Consider the following 13,764-nt stretch of genomic DNA (forward strand, 5'->3'; position numbering starts at 1 on the left):
ATGGACCTCGCCCAGCCCCGCCGCGTCGAACACCAGCAGACCGACAAGGGCTACGTGCCGGTGTATACCACCGCGCTCGTCGAGCAGCCATGGGACACTTACAGCGCCGACGACCACGCGACCTGGAGCACGCTTTACCAGCGCCAGCGCGAGCTGCTGGTCGGCCGTGCCTGCCAGGAGTTCCTGGATGCGCAGGACGAGATGGGCATGAGCGCACACATGATTCCGCGCTTCGACCAGCTCAACGAAGTGCTCGGCGCCGCCACCGGCTGGACCCTGGTCGGCGTTGAAGGCTTGTTGCCGGAACTGGATTTCTTCGACCATCTGGCCAACCGCCGTTTCCCGGTGACCTGGTGGATCCGTCGCCCGGACCAGATCGACTACATCGCCGAGCCGGACCTGTTCCACGATCTGTTCGGCCACGTACCGCTGCTGATGAACCCGGTGTTCGCCGACTACATGGAGGCATACGGCCGTGGCGGCGTCAAAGCCCACGCGATCGGCCCGGATGCGCTGCAGAACCTGACCCGCCTGTACTGGTACACGGTGGAGTTCGGCCTGATCGATACGCCCGAGGGCCTGCGCATCTACGGTGCCGGCATCGTGTCGTCGAAGGGCGAGTCGCTGTACTCGCTGGAATCGGCCGCGCCCAACCGCATCGGCTTCGACCTGCAGCGGATCATGCGCACGAAGTACCGCATCGATACCTTCCAGAAGACCTACTTCGTCATCGACAGCTTCGAACAGCTCATGCAGGCGACCTCGCCGGACTTCACCCCGATCTACGCGGCACTGGCCAACCAGGCGCATCTGCCGGCCGGTGAAGTGCAGGGCGACGACCGCGTGTTCCAGAAGGGCACCGGCGAAGGCTGGGCCGACGGCGGCGACGTGTAAGCACACAACGCGCACGGCTTTGCACTGAAAACGGCGCACATGGGTGCGCCGTTTTCGTTGTTGCCTGCCTGCGCCACTGCAGCGACGCAGGCGAGGGCAGGGCACTCAGGCGTCCACGGCCCGGCAGGACCCGCGCACCATCAACTGCGGATGCACGCTGGCCGCGGTCGGCGCGTCGGGAACGTCGGCCTGGACAAGCATGGCGGCGGCGGTGCGGCCGATATCGGAGACGTGGCGACGCACCGACGTCAGCGGCGGCCACAGCCGCGATGCCAACGGGCTGTCGTCGTAGCTGACGATCGACAGCTGCTGCGGCACCGCGATGCCTGCACGCAATGCCACCTGGTACACGCCTGCGGCGATTTCGTCGTTGCCGGCGAAAATCGCACTGGGGCGTTGCTCGCCCATCAGCAGCCGTTCGGCGGCATGCACGCCGGACTCGAAGGTGTCGCCCGCTTCCAGCACGCGCTCGCCGGGCAGGGTCAGGCCGACCTGCGCCAGCCGATCAAGGAAACCATACGTCCGTTCGCGCGCGGCACGCCGGTCACCCGGTCCGGTGATCACCGCGATGTCGCGGTGGCCAAGCGAAAGCAGGTAGCCCGCCGCAGCGGCAGCACCATCGCGGTCATGGGTGACCACGGCATGGTTCTCATCCTCCGAGGCATGCGCGTTGATGCGCACGTAGCGGCAGTCGATGTCATCGAGCATCTGCGCCAGCGCAGCCGATTCGGACGCACGCGGCCCCAGGATCACGCCGTGCAGCTTCTGCTGCTGCACGAAACGGCGCACGCCCTGCGGGCATTCCGGATCCTGGCTGTCGCAGGGGTGCACCACCAGCTCATAGCCAGTGCCGCGCAGCGCGTCCAGCGCGCCGTGCTGCAGGTCGACAATGCATTGGGCCCCCGGGTCGTCATACACCAGGCCGATCAGGAAGGAGCGGCGGAATGCCAGCCCGCGCGCGAGAGGATCGGGCACGTAACCGACCTCGCGCATCAACGCCTCGACCTTGTCGCGGGTGTCCTTGCGCACCAGCGGCGAGTTGTTGATGATTCTTGAAACCGTTTTCTTGGAAACTCCCGACAGTCGTGCGATGTCGTTGATCGTGGCAGCCTTGCCCTTCGATACCGGCAACGCGGCATCGCTAATAGTTCGCACTGACATGTATAGAACCAGGTAAGTCGGAAAATTCTAGCCTTGCGCCCGTCGGGCGCGAAGTTGCGGAATGTCGCAGCGGATCTGAATCGTGTCGTGTTCGACAGGCTCTGCTGCGCAAGGTTCCATTGTGATCGCTCTACTGCTTCTGCATCTGAACCGTTCTTCCGCGCGTATTCACCCTGGATGTGGACGCGACGCGCGCGAACGCCAACATTCCCTTAACCATGCTCCGCTACATTCGAGGCATGGACCTGCAGACTTCTCCGTTTCCGCCGTTCCGCGGCCGCGACCGGTTGATCGCCGCAGTCGACGCGGCGATGAGCTCCGGTGATCCCGAGCGCATCACGGCCGACCTGCAGCTGGCGCTGCAGGAAGCCATAACCGACAGCCGCATCGAGTTGCCCGAATGCGTGCATCGGCCGGTCAGTGATCATTACGCGCGACGTCCGCTGTACCACAGCCGCGAACACGGCTACAGCGTGATTGCCATGAGCTGGGGCCCAGGGCAGGGCACGCCGCTGCACGACCACGATGCCATGTGGTGTGTGGAGGGCGTGTGGTTGGGCGAGCTGGAGATCACCCGTTACGAGCTGCTGGAGTGCGCCGGCGAGCGCTGGCGCTTCCGCCGCCACGCCGCGCTGCGCGGGGGCTGCGGCAGTGCCGGCAGCCTGATCCCCCCGCATGAGTACCACACCCTGCGCAATGCCAGCGATGAGGCCCTGGCGATCTCGGTACACGTGTACGAGGCGCAGATGGAGCGCTCGGCGGTGTTCGATCCGCTCGGTGGCGACTGGTACCAGCGCCGCATCCAGGCGCTGCAGGCCGACCCGGCCTGAATCCGGCGCGGTGCGGAGCAGGGCACCATCGCGGTCCGCATGGCATCATGCGCCGCTGCGCTGCCGGTACCGGCAGCATCCGCGATGCCCTGGCGGGCAAGGAGCAAGACGATGTCCAGCGCTGATCCGCGCCTGCGCGCGCTGTTGAAGCTGGCACCGGTGATCCCGGTGTACACCCCCGAAGATGTGAATGAAGCGGTCGAAGTAGCCCAGGCACTGTTCCGTGGTGGGCTGCCGGTGATCGAGGTGACCCTGCGCACGCCGCAGGCGCTGGATGCGATCAAGGCCATGGTCGAGGCCGTGCCGGACGCGGTGATCGGTGCCGGCACCGTACTCAACGCCGCGCAGATGCAGGCGGCGAAGCAGGCCGGTGCGCGTTTTGCCGTTTCCCCCGGTGCCACGCCGGCACTGTATGCGGCCGCGCGTGATGCCGATCTGCCGTACCTGCCCGGTGCTGCCACCGCTTCGGACCTGATCCAGGGCCTGGAGCACGGCGCGGACACCTTCAAGTTCTTCCCGGCCGTGCAGGCCGGCGGCGCCGCGCTGCTGGCCGCCTGGCACGGCCCGTTCGCCGATGTGCGCTTCTGCCCGACCGGCGGCATCAGCGCGCAGACCGCGCCGCAGTTCCTGCACCTGCCCAACGTGCTGTGCGTGGGCGGTTCGTGGCTGACCACCCCGGCGCTGCTGCAGACCCGCGACTGGGACGCCATCGAGCGCCTGGCCCGCGAGGCCTCGGTGCTGGCCAGCTGAACCTGCTTCGCGGATCTTCAAAGGTTTGATCGTGATCAAAGCGCCGGCCTCGCGCCGGCGTCATTCTGTGGGCAAGCGCACTACGGAGATCCGAACATGAATTCCACCATGAAGGCCGCTGTCGTGCGTGAGTTCGGCAAGCCACTGGTGATCGAGGAAGTCTCGGTACCGCGCCCGGGGGCGGGCGAGGTACTGGTCAAGATCGAGGCTTGTGGCGTCTGCCACACCGACCTGCACGCCGCCGAGGGCGACTGGCCGGTGAAACCGAACCCGCCGTTCATCCCCGGCCACGAGGGCGTGGGGCACGTCGTGGCCGTGGGAGGCGGGGTAGGGCACGTCAAGGAAGGCGACAGGGTCGGCATCCCCTGGTTGTACTCGGCGTGTGGTCATTGCGAACACTGCCTGGGTGGCTGGGAAACGCTGTGCGAGACGCAGCGCAATACCGGCTACTCGGTCAACGGCGGCTTCGCCGAGTACGCACTGGCCGATGCCAACTATGTCGGCCTGCTTCCGAAGGAGGTGGGCTTCGTCGAGATCGCGCCGGTGCTGTGCGCCGGCGTGACCGTCTACAAGGGACTGAAGGTCACCGACACCAAGCCCGGTGACTGGGTGGCGATTTCCGGCATCGGTGGCCTGGGCCACATGGCCGTGCAGTACGCCCGCGCGATGGGCCTGAACGTGGCCGCGGTGGACGTGGACGACACCAAGCTGGCACTGGCCCGCCAGCTGGGCGCGCAGGTCACCGTCAACGCGCGCACCACCGACCCGGCCGCGTTCCTCAGGAAGGAAATCGGCGGCGCCCACGGTGCACTGGTCACCGCAGTGTCACCGAAGGCGTTCGAGCAGGCGCTGGGCATGGTGCGCCGTGGCGGCACTGTCTCGCTCAATGGCCTGCCGCCCGGCAACTTCCCGCTGGACATCTTCGGCATGGTGCTCAACGGCATCACCGTGCGCGGCTCGATCGTCGGTACCCGCCTGGACCTGCAGGAATCGCTGCAGTTCGCCGCCGAGGGCAAGGTCGCGGCCACGGTCAGCACCGACCGCCTGGAAAACATCAACGACGTGTTCGCGCGCATGCATGCGGGCACCATCGAAGGCCGCGTGGTGCTCGACTTCGCTGCCTGACCGCCTGTGCATGGCCGCCGTCGCTCCGTCCCCCTCTCCCACGGACGCGGCGGCCATGCCGATCCATCGGTAGTGCCGGCCGCTGGCCGGCAAACCCCAGGCGGTTCGGTAGTGCCGGTCGCTGGCCGGCATGCCGGGTTCTCCGCCGCAGCCGTACAATGCGCGCATGCCTGGCGTGCTCAAGACCCTGTTGCTGTCCCTCGTTGCCCTGATCGGCGGTGTGCTGTCGCTTGCGCTGGTCAGCAGCGTCGCCAGCTGGCTGCCACCGTTGCTGGGCCTGTCGCCGGACAACAACAGCGTGCAGCTGGGCTGGGATCTCACCTTCAGCGTGCTCGGTGGCATCGCCGGGGTTTCCTTTGCCACCTATTACGCGCCCTGCTGGCCGCGATCGCACGGCTTCTCGATCTGGTCGCTGGTCGCGCTGGGCTGTGGCTACGCCATGTGGACGGCGGGTGCGGATTTCCCGTTCTGGTTCGTCATTTCACTGCTGGCGTCGCTGCCGTTGCAACTGCTGGCCGGCTGGTGGTTCGGCCGTCGTCCCTCGCGCGATCCGCGCTGAGCGTATACAGGTAGTGCCGGCCGCTGGCCGGCAACCTCCGCCATCCTTCAGGTGCCGGCCAGCGGCCGGCACTACCGCTCCAGCGACGGCAACGTCTGCTTCAGCCGCGCGATGTCGTGCCACGGGTCCGCCTTCAGCCGCTTCGCGCGCGCCAGCGCCTTGCCCATGGGAAATGCGTCGGCGGCACTGATACGAGCCAGTTCATCCCAGCGCAGCGGTACTGCCACACCGGCGGAATCGCGCGCACGCAACGACCACGAGCACACACTGGTGGCACCCCGCGTATTGCGCAGCCAGTCGATGAAAATGACGCCGCCACGCTTGGCCTTGCTCATTGTCGCCACGTAGCGGTCGGGCGCCCGCTCCGCCATCGCCCGGGCGAACGCCTCACAGAACGCCTTGGCCTGTTCCCAGTCGGCCTTGGGCCGCAGCGGCACCACCACGTGCACGCCCTTGCCACCGGACAGCCGCACGAAACTCTTCAGGCCGACTTCCTGCAGGCGGTCACGGACATCACGCGCAGCAGCTTTCACCTCTGCCCAACCCACCCCATCACCGGGATCGAGATCGAACACCAAGCGATCCGGGTGCTCGGGATCGGTCACGGTCGCGCCCCACGGATGCAGCTCCAGGGTGTTCATCTGCACCAGTTGCAGCAGGCCCCGCACATCGTCGATGTAGACGTAGTCCTCGCGGCCGCTCTTCTGCTGAAGGGGCACCGCGTGCACGGCATCGCCCAGGCCGGGGCCATGGTGCTTCTGGAAGAAGCAGGCCTTGCCCACGCCATCCGGGCAGCGCAGCAGTGACAAGGGCCGCCCGGCAATTTCGGGCAGGATCCAGCGCGCCACGCGCTGGTAGTAGTCCGCCACGTCGCCCTTGCTGAGCTTCTGCCTTGGGAACACCACCCGCTCTGGATGGGTGATCTGGACCTCGCCCCCGGCTTCAGCACTCGAGACGGCCACTCCCAGGTCCTCCTTCTGCTTGTCGCTGCGCAGCCGCTTGAAACTGGCCTGGCGCAGCAGGCCTTCCTTGCCCCAGCCACGGAATGCCACCTCCGCCACCGTCACCGGCTTCACCCAGCGCACGCTGGCGGCGCGGAACGGCACGTGCGCCGGCAGCTGCAGCACAGGCGTCTTCACCGCCAACGGCTGCAGCGCCTTGTGCAGCGCGCGCAGGCTTTCGTCGTCGAAGCCGGTGCCAACGCGGCCCACATAGCGCAAGCCGCCCTTGTCCGGCGTCGCCAGCAGCAGCGAGCCGAACCCCACCCGGGAGCCCTTCGGTGCCGTGTAGCCGACAATCGCGAACTCGTCGGTGTCTTCGTGCTTCACCTTCACCCAGCTGCGTGCACGGGTGTTCACGTAGGGCGCATCCACCTGCTTGCTGACGATGCCTTCGAATCCCGCCTTGCCGCTGGCATCGAATACCTGCGGGCCATGGTCGATCACGTGCTCGCTGAAGGCCAGGGTTCCGGGCGTGGGACCGATGAGATCCTTCAGCAGCGCCTTGCGCTCCAGCAGCGGTGAACGACTGATGTCCACGCCGGCCACACCCGGCAGATCGAAAACGATGTAGCGCAACGGTTGCTTCGAACTCCCGTCGATCACGCGCTGCAGCGCGGCGAAGTCGCTGCGTCCATCCCGGTCCAGCACCACCAGCTCACCGTCCAGGCGCGCATCCCGCACCGGCAGTGCCTGCACGGCCTGTACCACCTCGGGGAAATCACCGGTCCAATCCAGGCCGTTGCGGGAGCGCAGCGTCACCTTGCCTTCGTGCAGATCGGCCAGCAGGCGATAGCCATCCCACTTGATCTCATGCAACCAGCGCTCGCCGTCCGGTGCACTGTCGCGATGATCGGTCAACTGTGGCTTGAAAGCACGCGGGTAGGGCGTGTCACGCGCGCCGTCCAGGCTCAGCGCTCGCGCATGCCAACGCGCATCGGCCTTGCGGGTCGCCGATCGTGCAGCCGGTGCGGCGCGCGTTGACTTGCCCACCGTGCGCTTGCTCACTGCGGATGTGCGTTTCGGCATGGGGGATTGGAGCAGATCATCTGCTTCGGCATCACGCGCTTCCTCGTCGTCGCGTTTGATCAACAACCACTGTACCTGGCGTCCCTTCATCGCTGTGCGCACCAGCTTCCAGGCGCCAGCCAGGCGTTGCCCATGCAGCACGAAGTCGATCTTTCCCGCTGCCAGTGCCTGCAGTGGATCGCCTTCGCAGGCCCATGTGCCGTGATCGAAGACCTCCACGTGGCCAGCGCCGTAGTGGCCTTCGGGAATATCTCCTTCGAAACCGGCGTAGGACAGCGGATGGTCTTCCACTTCCACGGCCAGCCGCTTGTCACCAACGCGAAGCGAAGGACCCTTCGGCACCGCCCAGCTTTTCAGCACACCGTCCATCTCAAGGCGGAAGTCATAGTGCCGCGAAGTGGCATGGTGCAGCTGTATGACAAAGATCGGCCGCCGCTTCGGGTTGCCGTGTGCGGGCGTGTCGTCAGGTTCCGGTGTCTGCCCGAAGCCACCGCCAAGTCGGCGCTTTCGCCGGTACTGGTGCAACGACATGGCTCAACCTGCCTTGCGCCGTGCAGCGGTTTTCTTTGCGGCCTTCTTCGTTGCCTTCTTTGCGGCCTTCTTTACCGTCGGCTTGGTGGCTGCTTTCCGCGTTGCCATCTTCTTCGCCGGCGTACGCTTGTTCGCGTCGAGGCTCTTCTGCAGCAGCGCCATGAAATCGACCACGTTGGTGGTGGAATCCTCGCGCGATACAGGCTCATCCTCCACCCGGGTGGTACCGCCCTTGGACTTGATGCGCTTGTTCAGCACCTGCTGCAGGCGCTCGCGGAATTCGTCGTGGTACTGCGACGGATCCCAATCACCGGACATCGACTCGATCAACTGCTCGGCCATCGCCGTTTCCTTGCGGCTGATGCGGTAATCGGCGAGCTTTCCGGTGGGCAGCTTGTAATCTTCGGGATCCACCAGTTCCTGCGGATAGCGCAGGATCATCAGCACCAGCGCGTCCGCATGCGGCATCACCGCGCACAGGTATTCGCGGGTACGCACCACCACCCGGGCGATGCCCACCTTGCCGGTACTGCGCAATGTCTCGCGCAGCAGCACGTAGCCCTTTTCGGCCTTCTTGCCGGGCACCAGCAGGTAGGGTTTCTCGTAGTAGCGCGGGTCGATCTGCGCGGCATCCACGAACGATTCCACCTCCACCGCTTCGTGGCTTTCCGGTGCCGCAGACCGGATATCGCCTTCCTCCAGCACGACATAGCTGCCCTTGTCGTACTCATAGGCTTTGACGATGTCCTTCCATGGCACTTCCTCGCCGGTATCGGCGTTGACCCGCTCGAAGCGGATCGGCTTGCGGTCGCGGGAGTCGAGCATGCGGAACTGCAGATCGACCTTGCGTTCGCCTGACATCAGCGACACCGGCACGTTGAGCAGGCCAAACGACAGCGTGCCGGTCCAGATCGGGCGGGCCATGGGCGTACCTTTGGCGGGGCAGGGCATCCAGCATCGGATGGGCGGTGTAAACCACCCGTGTCGATACCGTGCACGTGGGTTCTACGGAGAACGGTAGTGCCGGCTGCGGGCCGGCAGAGCTCGCGGCCTGAAGTTTCCTGAGGTTGCCGGCCAGCGGCCGGCACTACTGCAGCAGCGGCCTCACCGCCACCGCAGGAATATGATCCAGCGCGCGCCAGGCGTCTTCCACCACCGGCCGTGCCTGCGACCAGCTCAACCGCGACTGCCCGCGCATCTGTTCCCAGTGTTCGGCCAGTTCCTCACAGGTATCCGCGGCGTCACCGCGCGGCCAGTCCGCAGCGTGGGTGGTCAATGCGAAGGCATAGACCGGGCATAGATCGCGCCAGTTGCGGTGGTTCTGCCCGCGACGCTCTTCATAGTCGCTGAGCATGTACTGCAGGTAGTCCTGCGCCACCGCCTGCGGATCTTCATGGCGGCGCGTGCGGCGTTGTGCGGTGCGCTGGCCGAGCGGATCGAGCAGGGCGTTGAACACGGACGGTGCGGGTCGTTCAAGACGGGGCATGGCCGGCTCCTGCAGCGGGGGCGGGTGGGCAGGAATACGCGCGGTGCCGTTACCGGGGGGTGAGCGAGATGTTCATGACGCCGGGTTCGCGGCGGCTTTACCTGTGGCGCGGTGTAGTGGGACCCCCGAGCGCAGGTAGCCAGACCATGAGCCGAGAGAATTCCCGAGACCCGTTGCGGGAAAACCACCCGCCCATTCCCGGTGAACAGCGCGGCAAGCGCGATGCCGACAATGCCGACTACCGCGGCACCGGCGCACCTTTCTACGACGCCGAGCACGGTGGCGACCATCTGCCGGTGAAGCACGAGGCTGAACAGGCCGCCCAGGACCGCAAGGATGGCGGCGACCGCCATCGCGGCGGCCAGGAAAGCCCGCTCAAGCGTCGCGAACGCAAGCAGCGCGCCAGCGACAACCAGGACGAGGCGCTGGAGGAGACCTTCCCGGCCAGCGACCCGACCTCGCCGTTCGTACCGGCCAAGGCGCCCGACTGACGGGTAGTGCCGGCCCCTGGCCGGCAACCCCCTGACGCCCTGTACGGCGCGATGCCGGCCAGGGCTCCGATTTACGGGTAGTGCCGGCCGCTGGCCGGCAGCCTTCTGACGTCCTGCACGGCGGGATGCCGGCCAGCGGCCGGCACTACCCAGTCAACGCCAGGACCATTGCAGGCCCACGCTGGCCCGGCGCCCGGGTCCCGGTTCGTAGAAGCGCCCGTTGCCGTCGTTGACGATCACCGAGCCGATGTAGGCCTGGTCCAGCACGTTCTCCAGCCGGGCGAAGGCGCGCAGCTCGCCACCTGGCAGTGTCCAGAAACGACCGGCCTCCAGGTTCAGCAACGCGTAGCCCGGCGCCCGCTCCGTGGCCACGTCGTTGACCAGGGTATCGGTGCTGGCGGCGGCCTCCAGCGCCCACTGCCAGTCGGCCGGGGTCCACTGCAGCCGGGCAAATGCCTGCTGGCGCGGTACGCCGGGCAAGCGGCTGCCGGCGGAAACCCAGGTGTTCGAGGTCAGGTACGGCGCACGCACCTGCGCCTGCAGCCAGGTCCAGGCCACCTGCAGTTCCAACTGTTCTGCCAACGGCTGCCGGTAGCGCAGTTCCACGCCCTGGCGGCGGGTGCGGCCGATGTTGCGATAGGTGCTGCGTCCGCCGATGTTGCTGGCAACTGCCAACTCATCGTCGGTATCTGCGCGGAACAGGCTGATATCGAACTGGGTTCCGGCCTGTGCATGCCATTTGCTGCCCACCTCCAGGCTGCGGCTGCGCGCCGCCGCCAGATCCAGCGCCAGTCCCGCCTGCCCGTCGGCGCGATACCCCAGCTCGTTGAAGGTGGGCGTCTCGAAGCCACGGCCCACCGCCGCGTGCAGTCGCCACTGCGGGCTGGCCGCGAAGCTGATTCCGGCCACCGGCGTGGTGGCCCGGTAGCGGCGGTGGCCGCTGTCGTCCGGGTTGCGGGCGGTGATGTAGTGATCGTCGGATTCGAAGCGCACGGCGCTGTGACGCACGCCAGCCAGCAATGACCAGCGTGGACTCCACTGCCACCACGCCTGGGCGAACTGATCGACGTTCTGCACGGTGTCGATCTGGTCTCTGCGCAGCCGCCCACGCACGCCGAGAGCGCTGCCGATGAAGTTCTCGTAGCCGGTGCGATGCTGGCGCTGGCGGTCGGCGCTGAGCCCGGCCACCAGATCCAGCGGTCGGCCGGCGAGGTCGCCGTGCCAGCCCCAGCGCGCGTCCAGCCCGCCATAGCCGCCCTCCAGGTCGATCACCCCGCCGGCATGCAACGGGCTGTTGGTCTGAGCTGCCGGCGGGATCGGCAGGTACTGGCGTACCGCGCGCTGGCCGACATAGCCCATCAGCTGCCAACGCTGCGCCCCGGTTTCACGGGTCCAGCGCAGGCCAGCCTGCTGCTGGCGCACCGATTTACGAGTGTTGTACTGGTGCGCCACGGCGGTGGCCTGGCGCGGATCGGCCGCCACCTGGGTACGGCTCAGGCCCAGCGGGTCCTGCGCATCGGGGGCATCGAAGGCATTGAGCAGCAGCTCCAGCCGCCCCCCGCCGAGATCGCCACCGATACGCGCAGCGAGCGATTCGCGGCGGGCACGGCTGTGGTCGCGCCAGCCATCGGTGCGGAAGTGATTGGCGGCGATGTTGTAATCCAGAACACGGCCGGCACCCTTCAGTTGCGCGCCGACGCTGAGCGTGTTGTCGGCACCCGCGTTGACGCGCAGCCGCCACGGGTCGCCGGCCTGGCCCTGTGCGCTCCAGACCTGCAGCACGCCGCCGGAGGAATTGCCGTACAGCGCCGAGAACGGCCCGCGCAGCACGTCGATCCGTTCGGCACCGAGCAGGCTGGCATGCGACAGCTGGCCCTGTCCGTCGGGCATGGTCGCCGGCACCCCGTCGATCAACACCCGCACCCCACGCACACCGAAGGTCGAGCGCGCACCAAAGCCACGGATCGACAGCTGGGTGTCCTGCGCGAAGTTCTGGCGGTCACGGGCGACCAGGCCCGGGACCCCGGCCAGCGCCTCGGACAGCTGTGCGCCGGCGCCGGCGCGGCCGGCGTCGATCCAGACCGTGTCCAGGCTGGCCGGCAACGCGAACGGGTCGATGCCCGGCACCCGCGCTGCCTGCACCTGCACGCTGGGCAGGGCGGTCGGTGCGGGCCCGGCCACGGCCGCCCAGGGCGACAGCAGCAGGATGGACAACGGCAGGCAATGGCGACGTGCGGCGGGATTCATGATTCAGGTTGATGGATCAGGCGGCAACGCACGCCATGGTACGGGGCTACGGATGACGACGGCGGCGGCCAGCCCCGGCAGGCTTTGTTACGATGGGCTGTTTCCGGCTGCAAGGCCGCAGACCGCGTAGCGCACTTCCTCCCCCTTTCCGTCTACCGAACGAGTACCGCCGTGTCCTTCTTTGCAAACGTGGAACTGGTCCCAGGCGACCCGATCCTGGGCCTGACCGAGGCGTACAACGCCGACAGCCGCCCGACCAAGGTCAACCTGGGTGTGGGCATCTACTACGACGAGAGCGGCCGCATCCCGCTGCTGCGCGCCGTCAAGCAGATCGAGCAGCAGCTTGCCGCTGACGCCAAACCGCGCGGCTACCTGCCGATCGATGGCCTGCCGGCATACACGCAGGCCACGCGAGAGCTGGTGTTCGGCAAGGACTCGCCGCTGCTGGCCGCCGGCCGCGTCACCACCGCACAGACCGTCGGTGGCAGCGGTGCGCTGCGCGTCGGCGCCGACGTGCTGAAGAAGCTGCTGCCGCACGCCACCGTGGCGCTGAGCAACCCGAGCTGGGAGAACCACCGTGCGGTGTTCAGCGCGGCCGGTTTCGAGGTGCTGGATTACACCTATTTCGACCCGGCCAGCCATGGCGTCGACTTCAACGGCATGCTGGCCGACCTCGGCAAGCTGGAAGCCGGCACCGTAGTGCTGCTGCACGCCTGCTGCCACAACCCCACCGGTGCCGACCTCACGGTCAGCCAGTGGAAGCAGGTCGCGCAGCTGCTGAAGGACAAGCAGCTGTTCCCCTTCATCGACATGGCCTACCAGGGCTTCGACAAGGGCATCGAGCAGGATGGCGCCGCCGTGCGCATCATCGCCGAAGCCGGCATCGACAGCTTCATCGTCGCCAACTCGTACTCCAAGTCGTTCTCGCTGTATGGCGAGCGCGTGGGTGCGTTGTCGATGGTGGCGCCGACCGCTGCTGACGCCAAGGCCGTGCAGTCGCAGGTCAAGCGCGTGATCCGCACCATCTACTCCAGCCCGTCCACCCACGGTGCCGCGTTGGTGGCCGGCGTGCTGACCAACCCGGAACTGCGCGCGATGTGGGAGCAGGAGCTGACCGAGATGCGCGAGCGCATCCACGCCCTGCGCCAGGGCCTGGTCGAAAAGCTGGCCGCTGCCGGTGCGCCGCAGTTCGGCTTCATCAACGAACAGGCCGGCATGTTCTCCTACTCGGGCCTGAGCCGTGAGCAGGTCGAACGCCTGCGCGACGAGTTCGGCATCTACGCCGTCGGCACCGGCCGCATCTGCGTGGCCGCGCTGAACCAGAACAACCTGGAATACGTCGCCAAGGCCGTGGCCACCGTCGCCAAGGGCTGAAGCAACGCACCAGTGGTTTGACAACAAAGGCGCCGAAAGGCGCCTTTGTTTTTGCTTCTGCTTTGCCTCTGCCTTTGCCACACCCTCCGCGCTCGCGGCGAACCCTGAAGCGCAGGGCGAGGTACACCGTGGCCAGGACCGTGAGGCGCATGGATGCGCCGACCGAGCCCCCATGGATGGGTTTACGGCGTGTCCTGGCCACGGTGTACCTCGCCCTGTGCCTCCATGAAGGAAGGCGCCACGAGCGCAACGCATCTGGAAACGATTACGCCTTCCCGCGCTCACGCAC

At 67.1% G+C, this 13,764-nt stretch carries 12 protein-coding genes; 7 read left to right on the top strand and 5 right to left on the bottom strand.

Annotated elements, in window-relative coordinates; all coding sequences use genetic code 11:
- A complete protein-coding gene (phhA, locus tag AC5P74_RS11300) occupies positions 1-894 on the top strand; it encodes a phenylalanine 4-monooxygenase (RefSeq protein WP_053496712.1) in 894 nt (297 codons plus the stop codon).
- A 105-nt stretch (positions 895-999) separates the two neighbouring features.
- Here the strand turns inward: phhA and AC5P74_RS11305 are convergent, their stop codons facing one another.
- Entirely contained in the window at positions 1,000-2,055 is a 1,056-nt protein-coding gene (locus AC5P74_RS11305; protein WP_346608134.1) for a LacI family DNA-binding transcriptional regulator, read from the bottom strand.
- Positions 2,056-2,294: 239 nt separating this feature from the next.
- Here AC5P74_RS11305 and AC5P74_RS11310 point away from each other — a divergent pair, with 239 nt between their 5' ends.
- The 4 genes from AC5P74_RS11310 to AC5P74_RS11325 all read left to right on the top strand — a co-directional run bounded on the left by AC5P74_RS11310 (position 2,295) and on the right by AC5P74_RS11325 (position 5,319).
- Positions 2,295-2,885, top strand: coding sequence for a cysteine dioxygenase family protein (locus AC5P74_RS11310; protein WP_053496714.1), 591 nt, complete (start codon positions 2,295-2,297; stop codon positions 2,883-2,885).
- Between the two features lie 111 nt (positions 2,886-2,996).
- Positions 2,997-3,635, top strand: a complete 639-nt coding sequence (gene eda, locus AC5P74_RS11315) for a bifunctional 4-hydroxy-2-oxoglutarate aldolase/2-dehydro-3-deoxy-phosphogluconate aldolase (RefSeq protein ID WP_065186797.1) — start codon at positions 2,997-2,999, stop codon at positions 3,633-3,635.
- Between the two features lie 96 nt (positions 3,636-3,731).
- Positions 3,732-4,760 carry an alcohol dehydrogenase AdhP gene (gene adhP / locus AC5P74_RS11320; RefSeq protein WP_053496716.1) on the top strand — a complete coding sequence of 343 codons (1,029 nt, stop codon included), beginning with the start codon at positions 3,732-3,734 and terminating at the stop codon, positions 4,758-4,760.
- Between the two features lie 166 nt (positions 4,761-4,926).
- Positions 4,927-5,319: a hypothetical protein gene (locus AC5P74_RS11325; protein ID WP_053496760.1), complete on the top strand. Its 393-nt coding sequence runs from the start codon at positions 4,927-4,929 to the stop codon at positions 5,317-5,319.
- Positions 5,320-5,390: 71 nt separating this feature from the next.
- On the opposite strand, the gene ligD is transcribed toward AC5P74_RS11325, so the two are convergent.
- From ligD to AC5P74_RS11340, 3 genes are all read right to left on the bottom strand, one after another.
- Positions 5,391-7,877, bottom strand: coding sequence for a DNA ligase D (ligD, locus tag AC5P74_RS11330; RefSeq protein ID WP_346607549.1), 2,487 nt, complete (start codon positions 7,875-7,877; stop codon positions 5,391-5,393).
- A 3-nt stretch (positions 7,878-7,880) separates the two neighbouring features.
- On the bottom strand, positions 7,881-8,801 hold the full coding sequence (ku, locus tag AC5P74_RS11335) for a non-homologous end joining protein Ku (protein ID WP_346607550.1): 921 nt from the start codon (positions 8,799-8,801) through the stop codon (positions 7,881-7,883).
- A gap of 163 nt (positions 8,802-8,964) precedes the next feature.
- A complete protein-coding gene (locus tag AC5P74_RS11340) occupies positions 8,965-9,363 on the bottom strand; it encodes a hypothetical protein (RefSeq protein ID WP_049413394.1) in 399 nt (132 codons plus the stop codon).
- A 146-nt stretch (positions 9,364-9,509) separates the two neighbouring features.
- Between AC5P74_RS11340 and AC5P74_RS11345 the strand changes: the two genes are divergently transcribed.
- Positions 9,510-9,854, top strand: a complete 345-nt coding sequence (locus AC5P74_RS11345) for a hypothetical protein (protein ID WP_053496719.1) — start codon at positions 9,510-9,512, stop codon at positions 9,852-9,854.
- A gap of 153 nt (positions 9,855-10,007) precedes the next feature.
- Here AC5P74_RS11345 and AC5P74_RS11350 read toward each other — a convergent pair whose 3' ends face one another.
- Positions 10,008-12,101 (bottom strand): TonB-dependent receptor family protein, encoded by a 2,094-nt coding sequence (locus tag AC5P74_RS11350; RefSeq protein ID WP_070488830.1) that lies wholly within the window; start codon positions 12,099-12,101, stop codon positions 10,008-10,010.
- A 171-nt stretch (positions 12,102-12,272) separates the two neighbouring features.
- On the opposite strand from AC5P74_RS11350, the gene AC5P74_RS11355 reads away from it, so the two are divergent.
- Positions 12,273-13,475: an amino acid aminotransferase gene (locus AC5P74_RS11355; protein ID WP_053496721.1), complete on the top strand. Its 1,203-nt coding sequence runs from the start codon at positions 12,273-12,275 to the stop codon at positions 13,473-13,475.
- Positions 13,476-13,764: the final 289 nt, after the last annotated feature.

This window comes from Stenotrophomonas sp. YJH_SMC_94-11 (genome assembly GCF_059370435.1).

Bases quoted from the DNA above. Each gene is read 5' to 3' on its own strand.
- ligD (WP_346607549.1), bottom strand. From the start codon at position 7,877: ATGTCGTTGCACCAGTACCGGCGAAAGCGCCGACTTGGCGGTGGCTTC.
- adhP (WP_053496716.1), top strand. From the start codon at position 3,732: ATGAATTCCACCATGAAGGCCGCTGTCGTGCGTGAGTTCGGCAAGCCA.
- ku (WP_346607550.1), bottom strand. From the start codon at position 8,801: ATGGCCCGCCCGATCTGGACCGGCACGCTGTCGTTTGGCCTGCTCAAC.
- AC5P74_RS11310 (WP_053496714.1), top strand. From the start codon at position 2,295: ATGGACCTGCAGACTTCTCCGTTTCCGCCGTTCCGCGGCCGCGACCGG.
- phhA (WP_053496712.1), top strand. From the start codon at position 1: ATGGACCTCGCCCAGCCCCGCCGCGTCGAACACCAGCAGACCGACAAG.
- eda (WP_065186797.1), top strand. From the start codon at position 2,997: ATGTCCAGCGCTGATCCGCGCCTGCGCGCGCTGTTGAAGCTGGCACCG.
- AC5P74_RS11340 (WP_049413394.1), bottom strand. From the start codon at position 9,363: ATGCCCCGTCTTGAACGACCCGCACCGTCCGTGTTCAACGCCCTGCTC.
- AC5P74_RS11345 (WP_053496719.1), top strand. From the start codon at position 9,510: ATGAGCCGAGAGAATTCCCGAGACCCGTTGCGGGAAAACCACCCGCCC.
- AC5P74_RS11350 (WP_070488830.1), bottom strand. From the start codon at position 12,101: ATGAATCCCGCCGCACGTCGCCATTGCCTGCCGTTGTCCATCCTGCTG.
- AC5P74_RS11325 (WP_053496760.1), top strand. From the start codon at position 4,927: ATGCCTGGCGTGCTCAAGACCCTGTTGCTGTCCCTCGTTGCCCTGATC.
- AC5P74_RS11305 (WP_346608134.1), bottom strand. From the start codon at position 2,055: ATGTCAGTGCGAACTATTAGCGATGCCGCGTTGCCGGTATCGAAGGGC.